Below are 20,495 nucleotides of genomic sequence, written 5' to 3'. Positions count from 1 at the left end.
AGAGTCGTCCGACGCTCGCCGCGACGTCCCCGGTCGTGATGGACTTGCCCGCATGATGATCTCTCCGCGCGAGTCCGCGCACGACACGAAGGCAGGCGTCTGATGGCCGAGGAGCGCGCGATCCTCGCGGGCGGATGCTTCTGGGGGCTCCAGGAGCTCATCCGCGACATGCCGGGCGTCTTCAGCACCCGCGCCGGGTACGCCGGCGGCAGCACGCCGAACGCGACCTACCGCCACCACGGCGACCACGCGGAGGCGGTCGAGATCGAGTTCGATCCCGACCAGCTCTCCTACCGCGACCTGCTCGAGTTCTTCTTCCAGGTGCACGACCCGACGACGAAGAACCGTCAGGGCAACGACATCGGCACGGCCTACCGCTCCGTGATCCTCTTCCTCTCGCCTGAGCAGGAGAGGGTCGCGCGCCAGACGATCACCGAGATCGACGCGTCGGGCCGCTGGCCCGGACCGGTCGTCACCGAGGTCGAGCCCGCGGGAGAGTTCTGGGACGCCGAGGAGGAGCACCAGGACTACCTGCGCAAGCACCCCGGCGGCTACACCTGCCACTGGGTCCGGCCGAAGTGGGCGCTCGACGCCTGATCCCGGTCACGCGGGACGCGGGGCCCCGGGCTCCGCTCCCGCGGGCACGGCTCGCGCGCGGTGCGCGAAGAGCAGCACGACGGCGAGCGCCGAGAGCACGAGGGCCGGCGTCGGGGCCCAGGCCGGAGCGAGCGTCACGGTCGCCGCTCCGACGACGGCCCCGACCGCGAGGCTCGCGACGATGAGCGCCTGGAGGGTCCTCGACCCGGACGAGCGCTCGGCGAGCTCCTGCATCAGGCTCGTGAGCGTGCCCGTGACGAACGTGGTCGTCAGGCCGGCGGCGCCGGAGATCCGCTTCGCGAGCACGGTCTGCAGCCCCAGCGCCGCCGCGCTGGTCGCGATGAACGCGCAGTCCACGAGCAGCGACGTGCCGCCCTGCACCGTCGGCCAGGCGACCGCGACGGCGAGCTGCAGGACGACCCCCACGAGCGCGATCGCGCGGAGCGGACGTCTCCCGTCGCCGGTCGACGGCGTGCGCGCCCGTGTCGCGCGGAACCCGGCGTAGGCCGCTCCGGCGAAGAAGACGATCGCCGTGACCGCTCCGGCCGCGGTCGTCAGCCAGGCGGAGCGGGGGTACAGCCCCAGCAGCACCAGGTTGCCCGTCATGTTCGCGGTGAAGATGCCGCCGAGCAGGAGGAACGCGAACGCGTCGGTCGCGCCCGAGGCGATCGCCAGCAGCACCAGGGCGAGCCTGAGGCGCGCGGGCCCGGTCACCGCCGTCACGCGAGGCCATCAGCCATGGAGCTGCCGCCAGGTGACGATCTGCTCTCCGCGGAGCTCGTAGCTCCCGAAGCAGCGGAGCCAGTGGCCCTCCCCCGTGTCCGAGCGGAGGTGCAGGGCGTGCTCGGTGAGGACGACGCTGCCGGCCACGGCGATCGTGACGAGGGCGATCCGGATCTCGGTGAACGCCCGATGGACCTCGTCGCACATCTCGAGGACCCGCGCCCGCCCCGCGATCTCCTGCGAGCTCGACGCGCTGTAGACGACCTCCGGATGCAGGAACGGGACGAGCTGGCGGCTGTCGCGAGCGCTCCACACCTCGAGGAAGTCGCGCACGACCAGCTCGTTCTCGATCATCGCGACTCCCCGCACCGACGCGTCCTGCCAGCTCTCGGCCATGGGTCCTCCCGCCGTCCCCGCACCGACACTCGTCGATGGCGACGAGCCTGCCCGAGAGCGCCCCGGGCGCCTACGCGTCGGATGACCCGATCTCCCCGCCGGCGGGCTCACCGCGCGTGGGCCGTCGCCAGCTCGCCCCAGTGCGTCGTCGCCCGGAGCGAGAGGGCGTCGCGCTTCATCGTCCACACCGGCCCCGTGCGGATGCCCGCCAGCCCGAGGCCGACCGCGGACCGGCCGTGGCGCTTGGTCACGGCGTCGATGGTGGCGCCGAGGCCCTTCGTGTCGAAGGCAGTGTCGAAGATCTCGAGCAGCGCGTGGGAGTGCCGCGGCGACAGGTTCGTGAGGATGACGCCGGCCCGCACGTAGCGCGCGCCCTCCCGCAGCCGCGGGCGCAGGGTGCCGATCGCGGCCCTCACCATCGCCACCGGGTCGTCCGTGGGAACGGGGAAGCCGGCCAGGCCGCCGGCGGACTCGTAGGGTGCGTCCGCGAACGGCGACGTCGACGCGAACACGCTCATCGTCCTGGTGACCGACTCCTGCGCGCGGAGGCGGTGGGCGGCGCGCTGCGCGTAGACGGAGAGCACCTGCTCCATGTCGCTGATCGTCGTCACGGGAGTGGCGAACGACCGGGAGAAGATCAGCTGGTCCCGGACGGTGCGGGCGGGCTCGAGGGGGATGCAGTCGATGCCGCGCAGCTCGTAGACGGAGCGCTGCAGGACGACCGAGAACTTCTTGCGAATCAGCGCGGGGTCCGCGTCGCGGAGGTCGCGGACGGTGTGGATGGACAGCTCCGCGAGGCGCTTCCCTGTGCGGCCGGCGACTCCCCACAGCTCGGTGACGTGCTGGGAGGCCATCAGCGCGTCGAGCTGCTCGGGCGTGTACCAGTCGGTGTCGCAGACGCCCCCCAGGCGCGGGTGCTTCTTCGCTCCGCCCTTGTTGACGAACTTCGCGAGCGTCTTGCTCGGGCCGAAGCCGACGCAGACGGGCAGCCCGACGTTCTTCGCGACGGCCGCCCGCATCGCCCGCCCGACCTTCGCCCGCTCCGCCACGTCGCCGTCGACGCCGAGGAAGGACTCGTCGATCGAGTACACCTCCTGCCAGGCGGAGTAGCGGCCCAGCAGCTCCATGACGCGCGCGGACAGCTCGCCGTACAGCTCGTAGTTGCTCGATCGGGCGATCACCTCCGGGAGGCGACCGGAGCGGATGAGCGGCTCGATCTGGAACCAAGGCGTGCCGTTCTCGATTCCGAGCCTCTTCACCTCGTCGGAGCGCGCGACCACGCAGCCGTCGTTGTTCGAGAGGACGACGACGGGCCGGCCGGCGAGCTTGGGGTCGAACAGCCGCTCGCAGGAGACGTAGAACGAGTTCACGTCGACCAGGGCGATGCGCCGCTCAGAGCGCACGGTGCAGCCGGTGGAGGCAGACGGTGACGACGCCCCACACCTGGAGGTCGCTCAGCTCGGCGACGTGGATCGGCGGGTACTCCGGGTTCTCGGCCCGCAGCACCACTCCCCCGGGGTGCAGCTCGAGGCGCTTGACGGTCAGCTCGCCGTCGAGGATCGCGATGACCACGCTCCCGTGCGTCGGCGTGATCGACCGGTCGACCACGAGCTCGTCGCCGTCGCTGATGCCCGTGCCGACCATGCTCTCGCCCGAGACGCGGACGATGAACGTCGACGTCCTGTCGCGGATCAGGTGGTCGTTGAGGTCGAGGGACCCGTCGAAGTAGTCCTGCGCCGGCGACGGGAATCCCGCCGCCACGGCCTCGCTGGTGACGAGGAAGGTGACGGCGACGGTGTCCGAGGCCGGAGTCGCGATGCGCTCCACGACGGTCACGCCCATGGTCGGCTCCCTCCTCGTCGCATCGAACATGTGTTCGAACGCGTCCGAGTGTAGGTCGGGGGCACCGACATTCGGGAGGCGCTCGGCGCCGTCCTCGATCGCCGGCGGGGACGATCATCGGCGATGCCGCCGGTCGCCGGGAGGAGTGGCGCATCGGCCGACGCGAGCCCAGCCTCCCTGGAGCCTTCTCCGGCACGATCCGACCTCATCCCCTCGGAAGGAGCCCCTCCCATGCGCGCATCCCGTCCTCTTCCCGGCGACCCCTGGCCGTCGCAGATGGTCATCACGGTCGAGGACAACCCCTCGGCGCTGCTCGAGCTCCTCTGGATCCGCGAAGCGTGGGGCTTCACTCCGGCGGTCGACGGGCCTCCGCCGCTCGAGCGGTCCCCGGAGCGGGTCGGGTCGGCGGAGCCCGGCGCCGACGAGCAGCGCGCCTGGCCTCAGCTGTGGCAGGACTGCGTCGAGCATCTGGCGGTCGAGACCGGCCCGCTCCTCCGGCAGCTCTCCAGCACCGCCGACGGATCCCCCGAGCGCGCACGCCTCCTCGACCTCGCGCGCGGCCCCGGCTGGCGGGAGCGCTTCGGCGACGACTCCCTCGGAGCGCCTTTCCGCGCCTGGCACGACGAGCTGCGATCCGCCCGGATGGACGCGCGGGACGTCCCGCTGGACGCCGCCCCCGAGCGGCGCTGCCTCGGCTCCCTCGTCCCCGCCTGGGAGGCCGGACTGAGGACGGTGGTCACCCTCCCCTGCCGCGGCGAGTACACCCGCGCCGTCTCCGGCTCGGTGCTGATCCTGACCGACAGCGACCACCGGGACCCGGACCGCTACGCCGCCGCGCTCCGACGGTTCGCCGACGGCTCTCTGGAGTGACGGGGCACGGATCTCCGGATCGGATGAACGCTCGCGCGCTCCGGACGGTATCCCCCTCCGAGCCGCCGATCTCCGGCGACCGCAAGTCTCGAGGAGTGCACGATGACCAGGAACATCAGAGTCGGTATCGCAGCTGTCGCCGTCGCGGGCGTGATGGCGGTGGCACCCGTGCTCGCCGGTGCGAGCAGCGTCGCTCCCGCCGCGGCGACCAGCGACTCCAGCAGCGCGTCGGACAGGAACCTGATCAACGCGGTCCGCTCCGTGGCGGCGAAGCTGCGGGTCGTCGGACTCTCCGACGGCGGCACGAAGCTCGTGCAGTTCAACCCGACCAAGCCCGGCAAGGTCACGAACCGCGTCGCCGTCACCGGCCTCACCGGCGGCGACACCGCGCTCGTCGGCATCGACTACCGGGTCCAGGACGGCGCCCTCTACGGCGTCGGCGACAACGCGGCGAGCGCCGGCGTCTACTCCATCAACCCGTCCACCGGCGTGGCCACTCAGGTGACCCGTCTCACCGTGGCGCTGAGCGGCACCTCCTTCGGCGTCGACTTCAACCCCGCCGCCAACGCGCTGCGCGTGGTCAGCGACACGGGCCAGAACCTCCGTCAGCCGTTCGCCACCGCGGGCGCCGCGACGGTCGCCGACGGCACGCTCAGCTACGCCGCGCCCGCCGTGGCCACCGGTGTCGCCGGGGCCGCGTACACGAACAACGACCTCGACGCGAACAGCGCGACCACCCTGTTCGTCCTCGACACGGCCCTCGACCAGATCGCGATCCAGTCCCCGGCCAACGCCGGCACCCTGGCGCCGACCGGGAAGCTCGGCCTCGACGCAGCGGGTGCGACCGGCTTCGACATCTACTCCGTCCTCCGCAACGGCAGCTCCATCGGCTCGGTCGGCCTCGCCGCCGTCAACGGGTCGCTCTACGAGATCGGACTGCTGAACGGCACGGCGACTCCGCTCGGCGCCATCGGGGCGAACGTCACGGACATCGCCGTTCCGCTCGTCCAGCGCTGACCCGAAAGGCTCCCGGCGACCGCGCCCCTGCCGACCGACGCTCCCGGTGAGCGCCGGTCGGCAGGACGCCGGTCGGCAGGACGCTCCGGCGGGCCGCCGGGGCCGAGAGCCCTCGTCGGAAAGTTCACTCAGCTATGCATCACCGTTCACCCACCGACGCGGCGATGAGGAGTGAGATGAGCGTGCCCCTTTCCGGGGTCTCACCTCTCAAGGAATCCACGACGTGACACGACTGTTCCGCTCCGCGAACCGCGGACGCTCCGCTCTGGCCCTCTCGGCCGCTGCTCTGGTCTGCGCCGCCGCCCTGGCCGCACCCGGCGCCGCCACTGCCGTCGGTGCCGCCGACCTCTCCGCCACCGGCGGAGCCGCCCGCATCTCCCCGGTCGACGCCGACCTCTCCGACTCGCTGCGCGCAGCGGTGAAGGAGCAGGACGCGAAGAACGTCATCCTCCTCATCGGGGACGGCATGGGCGATTCGGAGATCACCGTCGCTCGCAACTACCAGTACGGAGCGGCCGGCCGCTTCCCCGGGATCGACGCCCTGCCGATCACCGGCCAGTACACGACCTACTCGCTCTACCGCGCGGACGACCCGGCGACGGGCGCCGTCAAGGGCGCCCCGGACTACGTGCCCGACTCCGCCGCCACCGGCAGCGCCTGGGCCACCGGCACCAAGACCTACGACAACGCCATCTCGGTCGACATCGACCAGCAGCGCAAGGACACCCTCCTCGAGATCGCGAAGGCGAACGGCCTGAAGACCGGCAACGTCACCACCGCCGAGATCCAGGACGCCACCCCGGCCGTGCAGGCCGCCCACGTCGACGCCCGCAGCTGCTACGGACCCGACAGCGCGAGCTGCGGCGACGACGCGCTGGAGAACGGCGGACTCGGCTCGATCAGCGAGCAGATCCTCGACACCCGCGCCGACCTGACCCTCGGCGGAGGCTCGGCCAGCTTCGCGCAGGTCGCCCGCGCCGGCGACTGGAGCGGCGAGCCGCTGTTCCAGCAGGCCGCGGAGCGCGGCTTCCAGGTGCTCGGGGACGCCACGACTGCCGCCACCGCCGCGCAGCTCGACGCGCTGACCGTCGCCGACCAGGACGCGCCCGTGCTCGGACTGTTCAACTCCGGCAACCTGCCCGTCCGCTACGCGCCCACCCCGGCGACGGTCGGCGGAGCGGACGCCGCCCCGCAGACCTGCGTCGCGAACCCCGACCGTCCGGCCGAGCAGCCGACGCTCCGCTCCATGACCGAGAAGGCGATCGACCTCCTCGACACCGGCGACAAGGGCTTCTTCCTCCAGGTCGAGGGCGCGAGCATCGACAAGCAGGACCACGCCGCGAACGCGTGCGGCCAGATCGGCGAGACCGTCGACCTCGACGAGGCCGTCCAGGCCGCGCTCGCGTTCGCCGAGGCGGACGGGAACACCCTCGTCATCGTCACCGCCGACCACGCCCACTCCAGCCAGATCGTCGACTCCACCCCGCCGACCTCGCTCAGCACCGCGCTGAAGACCGCCGACGGCAGCACCATGAAGGTGTCGTACGGCACCGCCGCCGAGGGCGGATCGCAGCAGCACACCGGAACGCAGCTGCGCATCGCCGCCTACGGGCCGGGCGCGGCGAACGTCGCCGGGCTCACCGACCAGACCGACACGTTCTTCACCATCACGAACGCGCTCGGAGTGGACCGCGACATCCGCTCGATGAGCTTCGGAGCCACCGCCGAGCTCTCCGGCTCGTCGTTCGCCCCCGGAGCCGACGTCACCCTCACCGCGAAGGGCTTCAACGGGGACACGCAGCTGATCGGCTCCGCGCCCCTCTTCACGGACCGCACCGCGACCCGCGACCTCGCCGGCGGCGGCCTCACCGTCACGGCGAAGGCGCCCACCACGCCCGGCGACTACAGCGTCACGGTGACCGGCGACCAGACCGGCAAGGCGATCACCCTGCCGTTCACCGTCACCGAGCGCCCGAAGTCGAGCACCCCCATCACCGACAAGGTCAAGGACCTCGGCGGGAAGCTGATCGACAAGATCCGCCAGCACTGAGCACTCGTCGGCCCGGCTCCTCTGGAGGAGCGCGGGCCGACGGAGTCGCGGGAAGGGCCGTCCCTCGGGGCGGCCCTTCCTCGCGTCCGGGGGGATCGGCACGACCGAGCGGGCCGGGTGAGCCCGCCGTTCGATCAGGACGCGTCGGCTCCCGGCGACTCGCGACGCGGCACGGCCCCCGCGCGATGCACGATCGAGCGGATCAGCGCTTCGAGCAGGAGCGACGCCCCGGCGAGCGCCACCGAGGCGGCGACGACCGACTCCGTCCAGGGCGTGGTGTCGTACGACTGGTAGCCGACGAGCGCGGGAGCGATCGCGAACGTCGCGACGAGGTAGCCGGGCAGCGTCGATCCGATCAGGAGGACGAAGGACGCGGCGCGGAGGGGCGACGTCCTCGCCACGAGGACCGCGAGGACGAGCAGGCCGGCGGGTGCGGCCAGACCCAGCAGGACCGCCGGGAGCATCGCCTGCAGGATCGTCGGTGCTCCGAGGATCCCTGACAGGACCGCGTGCAGGCCGAGGCAGCCGAACGCCGCGGCGACCACGGTCCGCAGCACCGCGACCGAGCGCCGCCGTCCTGGACCGACCGCGGCGAGGACGGCGAGAGCGACGAGGAGGTGCCCGATCCCGAGCAGCTGCGCTGCCGATCCGACGTTCTCCCACGGATCGGAGGGCCACGAGTAGTCGTACCGGTGGTCCTCGATCGCCTGCTCGCCCAGGATCGGCCCGGCGACGGCCCAGCGCTGGGCGGCTGCGAGCTGCTGCAGCCCGGCCGAGGCGAGCATCAGGGCGCCGGCCGCGAGGATCCGGCTCGAGCTCCGCTCTCGGGCTCCGGGACGTCCTGACTCCGCTGCTGTCATGCGGCCACGGTAGGGGCCGGGCCGTCCGGCACGGGTGGCCGGGAGGAGAACGTCTCGCCGCGATCGGTCCGCGCGAGACGCCTGCGCGCGATCCGTCGGGACCGGCCCCGGGCACCGGTGGGGGATGCTCCGCGGGGGACGAGACGAGGCCACCGCATCCTCCGCGCACCGGCCCCTGCCCTGTTGCGGACATGTCCGCTAGAGGCTGTTGTCGGCGGTGGGACCGGGTGCCACTGTTCGGAGACGGCCGCCCACGGTCGACCCGATCGAAGGCTCCAGCATGCGCTCTCCCTCCGCCTCCCGCCCGACCGACCCGGACGCCGGTACGGCCCGCTCGACCCCTGAGCGGAGGACGAGGCCTCGGCCGGCGCTCGGCCTGCTCGCGCTGACGGCGACCGTCGCGCTCCTCCTCGGGACCACGGCTCCCCTGTCCGCGGTCGCCGCGGCTCCCGCTGCGACCGGTGTCGTCGGCTGGGGTGACGACTCCAGCGGGCAGGTCACTGCGCCGGCTGGGCTCACCGACGCGACGGCGATCGCCGCGGGCGGCTCCCACAGCCTCGCCCTGCGCAGCGACGGCACCGTCGCCGCCTGGGGCGAGGACAGCAGCGGGCAGGCCACCGTGCCGACCGGTCTGGACGACGTCGTCGCCGTCGACGCCGGCGTGAACCACAGCCTCGCCCTGCGGAGAGACGGGACCGTCACCGCCTGGGGCGACGACGGCGACGGGCAGGCCACAGTGCCGGACGGGCTCGCCGACGTCACCGCCATCGCTGCCGGCGGCTACCACAACCTCGCCCTGCACGGCGACGGGACCGTCACCGCCTGGGGATACGACTTCTACGGCCAGGCGACCGTGCCGGACGGGCTCAGCGGAGTCGTCGCCATCGCCGCCGGCCGATTCCACGACCTCGCGCTGCACCGCGATGGCACCGTCACCGCCTGGGGATACGACGCCTTCGGGCAGACCGACGTGCCCCCGGGACTCACCGGCGTCACCGCCGTCTCCGCCGGAGCCTCCCACAGCCTCGCGCTGCGCTCGGACGGGACCGTCGTCGCCTGGGGCAGCGACAGCGACGGCCAGTCCGATGTCCCCGACGGCCTCGCGGACGTCACCGCCGTCGCCGCCGGCGGGTACCACAGCCTCGCTGTGCGCCGCGACGGCACCGTCACCGCCTGGGGCTACGACGGCTTCGGCGAGGCCTCCGTGCCGACGGGACTCACCGGCGCCACCGCCGTGTCCGGCGGCAGCTTCCACAGCCTCGCCCTCGGCGCTCGGCCCGTCTTCACGGCCGACGCCCCTCCGGCGACGGCGCCTCTCGGAGCGCCCTTCTCCTACACCTTCGCCACCGGCGGCGCGTCGACGTTCGAGCTCGCCTCCGGGTCCCTCCCGGCCGGCCTGACCCTCACCTCCGCGGGCGTCCTCTCCGGCACCCCGACCGTCGAGGGAGCGTCCTCCTTCACCGTGTCCGCCCGCACCACCTTCGGCACCACCACCGGCACGCCCCACACCCTCGCCGTTGGACCGGCGGCGACCGCTCCGACCCTCTCGGGGACGGCCGCGGCCGGCGTGGTCGGCTCCGCCTACGACTTCACGTACACGGCGACCGGATCCCCGGCGCCGGTCGTCACCGTCGCGTCGGGCACTCTGCCTCCTGGGCTCGCCCTCGACGGCTCGGGGCGCCTCACCGGTACTCCGACCACCGCGGGGACGTACGGCTTCACCCTCCGCGCGGTGAACCCGGCGGGCACCGTCGAGGCGGCGAGCACGCTGACCGTCTCTCCGCAGAAGGCGACCACGAGGGCCGACCTGCGCGTCGACGTCTCCGCTCCGACCACCGCGGTGAAGGGGAGGACGTTCACGTACACGCTCATCACGAAGAACGCCGGACCCTCCGCGTCGACGTCCGTCTACTCGAAGGTGATCCTCCCCCCGACCGTGCAGTTCGAGTCCGCCACGGGCTCGTACAGCCGCATCGGGAGCATCGTGATCTTCCCGCGCTCGAGTCTCGCGAACGGGCAGACCGTCACCGAGAGGATCACCGTCACGGCCACGCGCACCGGCACCGCGACCGCCTTCGCCGCCGCGTTCTCGGTCAGGACACCGGACCCGTCGATGCGCAGCAACGCCGACAACGCCGCGACGACCGTCCGCTGACCGCGGGCGCAGGAGGACAGCGGGCGGGCCTCCGGGATCGCCCGACGTCTTGATCCGCGAGGTACGGATGCACCCGGAATCCCCGTTCACCGGCGCCCGACCCGCGGAGGGGGCGGCTAGAGCACGTCCGCGATCGCGGCGAACGTCCTGTCCGGGTCCTCGAGCTGCATGTCGTGGTGCACGCCCGGGAGCCGGCGCACCTGCCAGCCCCGCTGCTCGAGCCGCGCGGCCAGGGCGTCCGGCAGCACCGCCGGCGACTGGTCGGAGAGCACGACCGTCGACGGGACCGTCGGCGCCTCGACCGGGACCGGGTGGAAGGCGACGTCCCGGAACACGCCGACGGCCATCCGCGCGTCGAACCGCTTCTTCGCGTCGTCGAGGAGCGCGCGGGTCTCGGGGCTGTAGGCGGCGCGGACCGCGGCGCCCGCCCGCGCCTGTCCGAGCTGAGCGAGGCCGAGCGACAGGAGCGGCACCGCCCAGAACAGCCGTCCGGCGAGGCCGCTCGTCGGCAGCGACAGGGCGAACCCGGGATCGAGGTAGACGGCCCGGCCGGGCGCGAGTGCGGCGACGGCGCGCTGCAGCACCGCGCCGCCGAGCGAGTGGCCGACCACGCTGTCGAGCCCCGCCGGCAGCGACTCGACCAGATCAGCGGCCATGTCGTCGATCCGGTACGACTCCGCCCGCGGGCTCGCGCCGTGCCCACGCAGATCGACGGCCGTGACCGTGTAGCGGCCGGTCGCGACGAGCCGCTCGACGAACGGCCCCCAGGTCGTCGCCGACGCGCCGAGACCGTGCACCAGCCCGACGTGTCGTGGTCCGGATCCGGTGGTGAGGGTCTGCAGGCGCATCCCCTGATCCTGCCGGAGACGGCGCCTGAGGCGGAGGCGCCGGGCGGATGCGGAGCCTGCTGCTGCACCCTCTGCGTCGACGATCGCGCCACATCTCCTGCCATCGAGGTGTGCGCTCTTGACTCCGCCGATGAGCGCTGGGAGGTTCTCCGGATGCGGTGGCACTCCGCCGTCCGCCCGAGCAGCCGGCCGAAGAGAGGACCTCCATGACAGCGACGAGCAGAGCCACGGGAACGGTCGGCCGGACCGCCGTCGTCTTCGGGGCGGCGGGTCTCGTCGTCGGGGCCGTCGTCGGCGGAGCCGCCGTCTTCGGAGCGGGGCTCCTCCTCGACGACTCGAGATCGAGGATCACGATCCGGGACGTCACCCGCGCGGAGCTGGACGGACTCGAGCGCGCTGCCGCTCCGAGCAGGGAGGCCTGCGGAGATCGTCGTGGGTGCGTGGAGGGCGTCGACGGGCCCGGGGCGTCGATCCACCGCTACCACTCCCTCGATCTCGCGCGGCAGGCGACGGTGTACAACACGAGGGACGTCTACCGGTCGGACCGGCTCGTCGTCGAGTTCGAACCGGATCTGGGCCCCGATGAGCGGCACGACCTGATCCAGGTGATCGAAGGGACCTGGACCGGGAGCAGCGACTGACGGGCGTGAAGCGAGCCGCACGGACGGCGTCGACGAGCGACCGGAGGGCGGGGCCCTCGACTACTCGCTCAGCGCCGATCCTCCCCCGGAATGCCCACCGGACAGGGGCCTCCGCAGGGGGTCCGCTCGGGTGCGGTCCGGGCCTACGCTCGCCCCATGCACCTCCGCACGGTCGCGATCAGGCCCGGCACCGCCGCCCTCGCGCCGGTCGGCGCGCCGCCTCGGACCGCGCTGGACGACGTGCTCGCCCACCTGATCGCGGCGCTGGCGATCGGATCCGGCCTGCTGCTCGTCCCGGCGGGCGTCGGCGGAGTGCCGCTCCTCGCCACCGGATCGACCGGAGCGAGCGCCTTCGAGGCGTGGGCGCTGATCCGGACGACGGTGGCCCTGCAGATCGGCATCGCCGTGCTCGCGATCGGTCTCGGCGCCGTGGCGCGGACGCGCGGACCCGCGGGAACCCGGGCGGAGCGCTGGTGCGTGGTCGCCGCGGTGAGCGCCGCGATCGGCGTGGTCCTGCTGGTCGTGCCGCCGGCCTGAGGAGCCTCCGGAGAGCGACGACCACCGGCCCGTCAGAATCGCCGCGCCCGGCCGTGACCGAACCGTCACCTCGCGCCGCGCGGCGTGATCGGATCGTTGCAGGATCCGGCACCGGCTGAGGTTCCGCATAGGACACACTCGGCCACAGGGGGCGATCGTCCCCCGCTCATGGGGAAGCCGACCGCGATCAGCGGCTCGGAGAAAGCAGGAATCGTGCGTTCTGCGCGACGACGCCACGGCGTCACCATCATCACCACTGCGGCACTGCTGGGGGCGCTCGCGTTCCCGTCCGTCGCCCTGGCCACCGAGGTCGTCCCTGACGCCGCCTCGAGCCCCGCACCGGCCGAGCCGGCTCCCACCGCGGAGCCGACCGCGACTCCGGAGCCCACGGCGACGCCGCAGCCGGCCTCGACTCCGGCGCCCACTCCGGCTCCGACCACCGCGCCCGTCGAGAGCGCGCAGTCGCCCCTGGCGATCGCCCTCGACCGCACCACCTACGAAGCGGGCTCGGCGTTCTCCGCGATCCCCTCGGCGGAGGGCTGGGCCGGCGGCCTGGACGTGTCCGGGACCGGTTTCCAGCCCGGCACCGTCGCCGTCGTCGTGCTCCGCGACGGCGCCTCGGAGGAGGCCGTCACCACCAGCGTGATCACCGCCTCCGGCGAGCTCCGCCTCCAGGACTGGCTCCCCACCGACGCGGACGGCGTCGCGGTGGACCCCCACCTCCCGCTCCCCGGCGAGACGATCTCCGTCGTCGCGGAGGGACTCGACGCCTCGGGCGCCCGTGTCGCCTCCGATGCCGTCGAGCTGACCGTGACGCAGCCCGACACGAGCGTCGTCTTCCAGAACCGGGAGGACGGCGGGGTGCTCCCGGCCGGTGCGGACATCCAGGTCGGAGAGTTCCGGATCTACGGCGTCGTCGCCTCGTTCCGCGGATTCGACCGCGGCGAGGACGTGTCCGTCACGCTCACCGCGCCCGACGGCAGCACCTCCGCCCTCGTGCCCCCCGCGCCGACCCCGCTCTCGGGCGAGGCCTTCGTCCTGCTCGACGCCGACACCATGGCGGACCAGCTGGGCACCTTCTCCGTCACCGCCACGGGAGAGACCAGCGGACGCTCCGTGACGTCGTCGCTGGAGCAGGTCCCCTCGCGCACCGCGATCCGGATCTGGCCCCAGGGGGCTTCGCCCGAGCCCGCCCCGGCGGACGGACAGCCCACCAGCGGTGGCGCTCTCCTCGGCTTCGGCGCGGACGAGACCGTCTCGATCGGCGTCTTCTCGACCTCGGGTGCGCGCCAGACGCTCACGGGCGGCGGCTCGAGCCTCGAGGTCGGCGTCGACGGGCTCGGCTGGAGCCTGATCTCCCTCGGCGAGTACCCTCTGCAGGACCCGGCGAGCGAGATCTACTGCGTCATCGCCCGCGGCACGTCGAGCGGTCTCGTGGCGAGCACCTCCTACGACTACACGCTGACGGAGGAGGACCCGATCGCCGGAGAGGCCGACTGCTCCGCCGCGGTCGCCGCCGTCACGGCGCACCCTGCCGGCGCCGGGCCCGCAGTGCACCCGGCCGGCTCCGGACCCGCGGCGCAGACGGGCGGCCACCGCCCCGTCCTCGCCTCGACCGGCGTCTCGACGACCGCGCCGCTCGCCCTGGCCGCCTTCGGCATCCTCGGCGGTCTCGCCCTGACGGTGCTCCGCCGCCGCCGCGCGTAGACGGCCGCGCACCGCGCACGACGAAGGCGCCCGGGCACACCGCCCGGGCGCCTTCGTCGTCGCGAGACCTGTCGGGTCAGTCGGACGGCACCGCGCAGGTCTCCTCCGCCGCGGTCTGACCCGGAGCGTCGACGGCGACGGGAGCGGGATCCGTCGGAGCCGCGCCGCCCTCCGCGGGCGTCTCCGCCGCGGGCGCCTCCTCCGCCGGAGCGTCGGACGCGAGGGTCACCGGCTGGTCGTTGAGGACGCGGCTCATGAGCTCGGCGCCGACCTCGGCGTTCGGCACGACCTTGCCCGGGTAGTCCGGGTCGTCGAGCGCCGGGTACTGCACGAACACCATCTTCGAGAGGTCGACGTCCTTCAGCGCGAGGGCGAGCGAGATCATCGTCGCCGGGCTCGTGAGCGACGTCGACAGGTGCACGTTCGACGAAGTCGCCTGCGCGAGTCCGTAGAGGGCGGGGATGTTCGAGAGGGTGTCGGCCGAGCGGACGGTGCGCATCAGGGAGGCCAGGTACTGCTGCTGCGACGAGATGCGGCTGAGGTCGCTCTGGTCGCCGACGCCGTGGCGGCTGCGGAGGAACGAGAGGGCCATCGACCCGGAGACGGTGGAGGTGCCGGCGGGCAGGTCCAGGCCCGAGTCGGTGTCGAGGATCGGACCGGTGAGGCAGATCGGGACCCCGCCGACGGCGTTGCTCATCTCGATGACGCCGTTGAAGGACACCCAGCCGGCGTAGGGCACCGTCAGGCCGGTGAACTGCTGCAGGGTGTCGTTGACGCAGGCGAGCCCGCCGTACTGGAACGCGGAGTTGAGCGGGACGCCGGCGGCCGCCTCGGTGACGACGCCCGTCTCGGGGTCGGTGCACGCGGGACGGTCCAGGATCAGGTCGCGCGGGAAGCTGATCACCGTCGCGCTGCGGTGGTCGGCCGAGACGTGGAGCAGGATGTTGACGTCGTTGAGCGTGTCGTCGCGGACGCCGAAGGAGTCGCCCTGCGTGGCGTCGTTGTCGGTGCCGACCACCAGGACGTCGAAGCCGCCCTCGACCGCGCCCATCTGCACGTTCCCGGCGGTGGGAGGAGCGACGCCGAGGTCGACCGCGTTGTCGGCGACGTTCCGGCTGATGCTCACCGTCGCGATCGCCACGAGCGAGGTGGCGCTGACAGCGAGGACGCCGACCACCGCCGCGATCCCGACCACCACTGTCCGCACCCCGGACCGCCGCCGGAGCCGCCCGTGCCGCACCGCGCGCTCGTGAACCCTCATGCGCTCCCACCCCTCGCCCCGCCCGCCCGTTCGCGGACGCAGTCGCTCGCCAGTGTAGGCAGGCCCCCTCCGATGCGGCGCGGAACGGCCCTGCTACCGTCGTGCGCGCATCGAGGAGCGGAGGAGGAGCCGTGGAACGCCGAGTCGTCGATCCCGTCACGCAGATCGAGTGGATCGTCCCGCCGTTCGCGACCGAGGAGGACACCCTCGCCCGCGCGCGGGCCGATCGGGAGGGGCGGCTCGCCGACCTCCGCCTGTACCCGGACCACTGCGCGGAGTATCCGCTCTGGGCGGTCGACGGCCCGATCGACGATCCGGGTGCGATCGGCGTCCCGGAGGCCCTGCACGGACCGCTGCTCCGCTGGCAGGAGCTCTGGGCGTCCGGATGCGACGTGTTCGAGGGCTGGAGGAGCGCCGAGGCGGAGGAGCGCTGGCTCGCCCTCGGCCGGGAGTTGCACACCGAGCTCGAGGCCGCCCTCTGGCTGACGACCCGGGTGCTCGCCTGCTTCTGAGGACTGCTGCTCGGACATCCGCGGGAAAGCCGGCGCAACCCGTCCCCGGACCGGCCCCTGCGTGCCTACCCTGGACGGTGCGCTCTCCTCGTCTTCTGCAGCAGGTCGTCGGCAAGCTCGGCGGGCAGCGGCCCGCGGCCCCGGTGAGCCGTCGGGCGCAGCGCGCGCTCCTCGCCGAGCAGACGGTCCGCGGAGTGCTCGAGCTGGCCGTGCGGCTGGGCGAGACGCTGCTCTCGCTGGGGTCCGCGGCCGCCGAGGTGACCGAGACGATCCAGCGGGTGTGCCGCGCGTACGGCATCGAGTGCCAGGTCGACCTCACCTTCACGTCGATCCTGGTCGTGCACGACGGAGGCGACGACTCCCCCAGCGTGAGCGTGCTGCGCGTCGTCCCCTCCCGCAGCGCCGACTACGAGCGGCTCGCCCGCGTGACGGCGCTCGTCACCGCCATCACCGAGGGCTCGCCGGAGGTGCGGGTCGCCGACGCCGTCGATTCCGCCGAGGCCCGCGAGGAGGCCCGGCACCAGTTCGAGGCCGCGCACGACCGGCTCGACGCGATCCTCGTCCAGCCGCACCGCTACCGCCGCGGAGTCGTCACCCTCACGCTCGCGCTGATGGCCGCGGGCGTCGCGCTCCTGCTCGGGGGCGGACCCCTCGTCGTGCTCCTCGCCGCCGCGACGGCCGCCGCGATCGACCTGGTCAACCAGCTGCTCGCCCGCTGGGGCCTGCCCGCCTTCTTCCAGCAGATCGCGGGCGCCGCGCTGGCGACCGGAGTGGCGGTGGTGCTGCTCGCGGTCGTGCCGCGGCTGCCCGTGGAGCTGGCGGTACTGCCGCCCGCGCTCGTCGTCGCGTCGGGGGTGGTCGTGCTCCTCGCCGGGCTCTCGTTCGTGGGAGCGGCGGACGACGCGATCAACGGGTTCCCGATCACCGCGGGCGGCCGGCTGCTCGAGGTCGGGCTGCTGACGCTGGGCATCGTCGTCGGCATCGCCGTGGTGCTCGACGGCGCGCGCTCGCTCGGGGTCGAGCTGGTGCTGGTCGACTCCTACGCCCGCCCCTGGCCGGCGGCCGTGCAGGTGCTCGGCGCCGGGGTCGCGGCCGGCGCCTGGGCGCTCTCGTCGCACACCCCGCCGCGGCCCGCGCTCATCGCCGCCCTCACCGGAGCCGGCGCGTTCCTTGTCTCCGACTCGCTGACCACCTCGGGCTTCGCGCCGCTCATGGCCAACGCCCTCCCGGCGCTGGCGATCGGCCTGCTCGGCGAGATGCTGGCCGAGCGGATGCGGGTGCCCACCGTGGTGACGACCGCGTGCGCGATCGTCCCCCTCCTGCCCGGCCTCACCCTCTACCGCGGCGTCCTCGGCCTCACCTCGAACGCCGGCCCGAGCGCCGGGATCGAGCTCCTGCTCCAGGCGGGCATGATCGCGCTGGGCCTCGCCGGCGGAGTCACGCTCGGCCGGATCGCCTACCGCCGCCTGCGCACCCCGATCGTGCGGGCGGTGGCGCCGGTCCGCGCCCGGACCCGCCGGGACCGCGGGATCGAGCAGGCCCTCGCCGCCGACGTCCTCTACCCCGACGGCGCCGAGGCCGGGCAGGCGGACACCGCGCAGGTCGTCACGGCGCCGGGCGGCGGATCCGGCCTCACGGCGTCCGACCCGTCGGCGCCGGCCGCGGTCGACCCCGCACCGCTGCCCGACGAGCCGGCGCCGGCCGCCGAGGAGCCGTTCACCCGCACCGGGATCGTCCCGATCGTCAGCACGATCGGCGTGACGGAGCCGGTGCCGATCGTCACCGAGGAGGATCCGGCCGACCGGGGCTGACGACAGGGCCTGCTCCCGCGGTCGGCTCCTCGCCGCAGAGGGAGCCGCCCCGCCGGTCAGCCCGCGTCGCCCCGCACGACCGCGGTCCGGCGGGTGTCGATGACGATCACCGAGCCGAGCACGATCAGGGCGAGCGACACCGAGGCGAGCGTGTCGGTCAGCCAGTGGTAGCCGAGGTAGAGCCGGGCGACGATCTGGCCGGCGATCATCCCGAGCGAGAGCGCGAAGCCCCCGATCATCCAGCTCCGGGAGGAGCGGCGGGAGGCGAGGAGGAACGTGGTGATCAGGAAGAAGTCGCTCACGCCGGTGACGTGGCCGGAGGGGAACGAGAACGTGACGTCGGGCCCGAGCAGCATGTACTCAACCGGCGGGCGCATCCGCATCACGAGGTGAGCGGCCAGCTGCACGCTGAGCATCCCGACGAGCATGCCGCCGGCCAGGAGGATCGGCCGCCAGAGGTGCCGCGCGAGGACGAACCAGAGCACGAGCACCGCCAGGATGATGACCGGCAGGTAGACCGGCCCGAAGACGGTGGCGAGCGCGTCCATCACGACCGTGCCCTCGGCGGAGCGCTTCTCGCGGAACCACTCGGCGACGACCGGATCGAGGACGGTGAGGCCGGTGCCGCTCGCGACCTGCGCGGTGAAGGCCGCGAAGAGGACGACGCCGACGCCGATGAGGCCGAAGCCGGCCCGGTCGAGGCCGCGGCGCGCCTCCGGGGCCATCACGCGCTCCTCCACGAGGAACCGCTGGTGGAAGCGGGCGCGGCGCGAGAGGGCGGGGGTGCTCATCCGCTCACCCTAGGGCTGCGGAGGCGCCGCCGACCGGGCCGTTCGCTCAGCGTCCTGCCGCGTAGTGCGTCTGGATCTGCTCCGGCGTGAGGACCGTCGAGTACACCGCGGCGTAGCGCAGGCTCCCGCCGAAGTACGAGGAGCCGACGTTCGGCCACTGGCCGCCCAGGCTGTCGTATCCGATCTTCCAGGTGCCCGTCGTGTTCTCGGCCGTGCGGTACGTGCTGTTCGAGGCGACCTTCACGCCGTCGACCCAGAGCGCGATGCCCGCCGTCGGCGAGAGCGTGGAGACGACGTGGTGCCAGAGCCCGTCGTTGACGGCTCGGGTGCTCGTGATGGTCTGCGCGGCGCCGTTGTAGACGCCGAAGACGAGCTTGCCGTCGGCACCGATGTAGGTGTGGCGGTCGTACTGGCCGCCGGGAGCGGTGGCTCCCGCGCTGAAGCTGAAGAGCTTGCCGCCCGCGTTCGTGGTCTTGAACCAGATCTCGGTGCTGAAGGTGCCGGGGTTCCTGATCTCCAGCGGCGTGCTCAGGTACTGGTTGGTGCCGTTCGGCGTCCAGGAGCCGCCCGCGTCGCGCGGGCAGGCCTTGGGCGTCGCGGCGGAGCTGACCATCGCGGTCGGGAAGATGCTGGTGGAGCGGTAGGTGCCCGGGTACTGGCCGGAGTCCGTGTCGGGCGCGGTCGTCGATCCGCTCGGCTGCGCGAGCGTGTAGGCGAAGAGCGCGGCCCCGCGGTCGGCGGCGAGGGCGCCGTCGCAGGTGAAGAACGCGGCGGCGCTGCCGACCGTGTTGGTCGAGTTCAGGATCGAGGCGGTGTACGCGCCGGAGGTGGCAGGGGCGGTGAGCAGCACGGCGGCCAGGGCGGCGGCGGCGAGGGCGGCGACGGCAGACCTCGGGCGGGCGAGGAGGGTGCGCAGCCGCGCGGCCGGCGAGGCGGCGGAGAGGCGGTGCCGGCTCATGCCGTCTCCTCCTCGCGGGCGGCGCGGCGGCCGCGCTCGGCGGTCCGCTCCGGCTCGCCGGGGAGGCCGACGAAGACCGTGTAGAGCACCGGGATCGCGCAGAGCAGGACGAAGAGGACCCAGCCCCAGAACGGCAGGTGCAGAGCGGAGGAGAGGGCGTAGGCGTCTCCGTCGTGCGCCGGGATCTGCAGGCGGCCGACCTGTCCGGAGACCAGGTCGACGGGGTCGGCGCCCTCGGCGCTCACGCGGATGGGGAGGACGCCCGTCGAGACGAGCGTGGCGTTCGTCGTGCCGCTGTCGGCCGTGGCCTCGAGGACGACGATGCCGACCAGCGGGCGGAGCACGAAGACGGTGACGGACGCGACGAGCGAGAGGCCGAGGATCCGCATCGACGCCCGCTGGGTGGGCGAGGCGATGAAGCGGGTGAGCAGCTGCACGAGGACGGCGCCGATGATCAGCAGCGGCAGGCCGCGCACGAGCCAGCCGAGCACCGGCAGCGCCGTGGTGACGACTCCGATGAGCTGGTCCTGGCCGGTGGCCCACGGATCGACGGCACCGTTGATGTCGCCCTGGGTGCGGAGCGTGCCGTCGTCCGCGATCTCGACGACCCGGTGGGTGTAGGTCTCGTCGGGCGTGGTGGTGGGGTGGAAGCTGACCGCGTCGCCGACCCGGACGTCCTCGAGGGCCGTCGGCTCGGTGAGGACGAGGGTGCCGACGGGGGCGGCCGTACCCATGGAGGGCGTCTGCACGATGAACCAGCGTCCGCCGGACGCGTGGAACAGGAGCGCCGCCGCGACCAGGACGGCCAGCAGAGCGGTCGTCGTCCAGATGAGGGCGGTGCGGAGGAGGGACCGGCGGGGGCGCTCCTGTTCCACGCGTCCGGCGGACGCTGGTTCATCGTGCAGACGCCCTCCATGGG

Annotated in this window: 20 protein-coding genes; 10 read left to right on the top strand and 10 right to left on the bottom strand. The window is 73.3% G+C overall.

Translation table 11 applies throughout. From position 1 onward, the window contains the following. The first annotated feature begins 102 nt into the window (after window positions 1-102). Window positions 103-597 carry a peptide-methionine (S)-S-oxide reductase MsrA gene (gene msrA / locus C5C35_RS00095; RefSeq protein WP_104262242.1) on the top strand — a complete coding sequence of 165 codons (495 nt, stop codon included), beginning with the start codon at window positions 103-105 and terminating at the stop codon, window positions 595-597. Between the two features lie 6 nt (window positions 598-603). On the opposite strand, the gene C5C35_RS00090 is transcribed toward msrA, so the two are convergent. The 4 genes from C5C35_RS00090 to C5C35_RS00075 form a co-directional block, all read right to left on the bottom strand. Continuing rightward, window positions 604-1,311: a YoaK family protein gene (locus C5C35_RS00090; RefSeq protein ID WP_181134156.1), complete on the bottom strand. Its 708-nt coding sequence runs from the start codon at window positions 1,309-1,311 to the stop codon at window positions 604-606. A gap of 18 nt (window positions 1,312-1,329) precedes the next feature. Next, a complete protein-coding gene (locus tag C5C35_RS00085; protein ID WP_104262240.1) occupies window positions 1,330-1,716 on the bottom strand; it encodes a nuclear transport factor 2 family protein in 387 nt (128 codons plus the stop codon). A 107-nt stretch (window positions 1,717-1,823) separates the two neighbouring features. After that, entirely contained in the window at window positions 1,824-3,119 is a 1,296-nt protein-coding gene (locus C5C35_RS00080) for a Y-family DNA polymerase (RefSeq protein WP_104262239.1), read from the bottom strand. Further along, complete coding sequence (locus C5C35_RS00075) at window positions 3,109-3,558, bottom strand: LexA family transcriptional regulator (protein ID WP_104262238.1); 450 nt, start codon at window positions 3,556-3,558, stop codon at window positions 3,109-3,111. The genes C5C35_RS00080 and C5C35_RS00075 overlap by 11 nt, the downstream gene beginning before the upstream one ends. Before the next feature lie 231 nt (window positions 3,559-3,789). Between C5C35_RS00075 and C5C35_RS00070 the strand changes: the two genes are divergently transcribed. The 3 genes from C5C35_RS00070 to phoA all read left to right on the top strand — a co-directional run bounded on the left by C5C35_RS00070 (window position 3,790) and on the right by phoA (window position 7,495). After that, on the top strand, window positions 3,790-4,428 hold the full coding sequence (locus C5C35_RS00070; protein ID WP_104262237.1) for a hypothetical protein: 639 nt from the start codon (window positions 3,790-3,792) through the stop codon (window positions 4,426-4,428). Between the two features lie 102 nt (window positions 4,429-4,530). Continuing rightward, entirely contained in the window at window positions 4,531-5,445 is a 915-nt protein-coding gene (locus C5C35_RS00065; protein ID WP_219812287.1) for a DUF4394 domain-containing protein, read from the top strand. A gap of 223 nt (window positions 5,446-5,668) precedes the next feature. Further along, window positions 5,669-7,495: an alkaline phosphatase gene (phoA, locus tag C5C35_RS00060; RefSeq protein ID WP_258065679.1), complete on the top strand. Its 1,827-nt coding sequence runs from the start codon at window positions 5,669-5,671 to the stop codon at window positions 7,493-7,495. Window positions 7,496-7,629: 134 nt separating this feature from the next. Here the strand turns inward: phoA and C5C35_RS00055 are convergent, their stop codons facing one another. Next, on the bottom strand, window positions 7,630-8,355 hold the full coding sequence (locus tag C5C35_RS00055) for a hypothetical protein (protein WP_146084540.1): 726 nt from the start codon (window positions 8,353-8,355) through the stop codon (window positions 7,630-7,632). Window positions 8,356-8,635: 280 nt separating this feature from the next. Between C5C35_RS00055 and C5C35_RS00050 the strand changes: the two genes are divergently transcribed. Further along, window positions 8,636-10,510, top strand: coding sequence for a DUF11 domain-containing protein (locus C5C35_RS00050; protein ID WP_104226553.1), 1,875 nt, complete (start codon window positions 8,636-8,638; stop codon window positions 10,508-10,510). 116 nt (window positions 10,511-10,626) lie between these two features. On the opposite strand, the gene C5C35_RS00045 is transcribed toward C5C35_RS00050, so the two are convergent. Further along, a complete protein-coding gene (locus C5C35_RS00045; RefSeq protein WP_104226554.1) occupies window positions 10,627-11,358 on the bottom strand; it encodes an alpha/beta fold hydrolase in 732 nt (243 codons plus the stop codon). 206 nt (window positions 11,359-11,564) lie between these two features. Here C5C35_RS00045 and C5C35_RS00040 point away from each other — a divergent pair, with 206 nt between their 5' ends. The 3 genes from C5C35_RS00040 to C5C35_RS00030 all read left to right on the top strand — a co-directional run bounded on the left by C5C35_RS00040 (window position 11,565) and on the right by C5C35_RS00030 (window position 14,243). Then, window positions 11,565-11,999, top strand: a complete 435-nt coding sequence (locus tag C5C35_RS00040) for a hypothetical protein (protein ID WP_104226555.1) — start codon at window positions 11,565-11,567, stop codon at window positions 11,997-11,999. Between the two features lie 156 nt (window positions 12,000-12,155). After that, window positions 12,156-12,536, top strand: coding sequence for a hypothetical protein (locus C5C35_RS00035; RefSeq protein ID WP_104262235.1), 381 nt, complete (start codon window positions 12,156-12,158; stop codon window positions 12,534-12,536). Window positions 12,537-12,749: 213 nt separating this feature from the next. Beyond that, on the top strand, window positions 12,750-14,243 hold the full coding sequence (locus C5C35_RS00030; RefSeq protein WP_146078972.1) for an LPXTG cell wall anchor domain-containing protein: 1,494 nt from the start codon (window positions 12,750-12,752) through the stop codon (window positions 14,241-14,243). A 76-nt stretch (window positions 14,244-14,319) separates the two neighbouring features. Here the strand turns inward: C5C35_RS00030 and C5C35_RS00025 are convergent, their stop codons facing one another. Then, window positions 14,320-15,504: an LCP family protein gene (locus tag C5C35_RS00025; protein ID WP_146078973.1), complete on the bottom strand. Its 1,185-nt coding sequence runs from the start codon at window positions 15,502-15,504 to the stop codon at window positions 14,320-14,322. A gap of 131 nt (window positions 15,505-15,635) precedes the next feature. Between C5C35_RS00025 and C5C35_RS16825 the strand changes: the two genes are divergently transcribed. Both C5C35_RS16825 and C5C35_RS00020 read left to right on the top strand, forming a co-directional pair. Continuing rightward, complete coding sequence (locus C5C35_RS16825) at window positions 15,636-16,016, top strand: hypothetical protein (protein ID WP_104324363.1); 381 nt, start codon at window positions 15,636-15,638, stop codon at window positions 16,014-16,016. Between the two features lie 77 nt (window positions 16,017-16,093). Further along, complete coding sequence (locus C5C35_RS00020) at window positions 16,094-17,827, top strand: threonine/serine exporter ThrE family protein (RefSeq protein ID WP_181134165.1); 1,734 nt, start codon at window positions 16,094-16,096, stop codon at window positions 17,825-17,827. 56 nt (window positions 17,828-17,883) lie between these two features. Here C5C35_RS00020 and C5C35_RS00015 read toward each other — a convergent pair whose 3' ends face one another. The 3 genes from C5C35_RS00015 to C5C35_RS00005 are packed head-to-tail and all read right to left on the bottom strand — an operon-like array spanning window position 17,884 to window position 20,451. Further along, a complete protein-coding gene (locus C5C35_RS00015; protein ID WP_104226560.1) occupies window positions 17,884-18,618 on the bottom strand; it encodes a phosphatase PAP2 family protein in 735 nt (244 codons plus the stop codon). 46 nt (window positions 18,619-18,664) lie between these two features. Further along, on the bottom strand, window positions 18,665-19,576 hold the full coding sequence (locus C5C35_RS00010) for a LamG domain-containing protein (RefSeq protein WP_104262234.1): 912 nt from the start codon (window positions 19,574-19,576) through the stop codon (window positions 18,665-18,667). Continuing rightward, a complete protein-coding gene (locus C5C35_RS00005) occupies window positions 19,573-20,451 on the bottom strand; it encodes a S26 family signal peptidase (protein WP_104262233.1) in 879 nt (292 codons plus the stop codon). Before C5C35_RS00005 ends, C5C35_RS00010 begins: the two co-directional genes overlap by 4 nt. Between the last annotated feature and the right edge of the window lie 44 nt (window positions 20,452-20,495).

It is taken from the genome of Rathayibacter sp. AY1F8, from assembly GCF_002932165.1.
Taxonomy (GTDB): Bacteria; Actinomycetota; Actinomycetes; order Actinomycetales; family Microbacteriaceae; genus Rathayibacter.
Note: the sequence above shows the minus strand (reverse complement) of the source record. Positions and strands in the feature narration are given on the sequence as shown.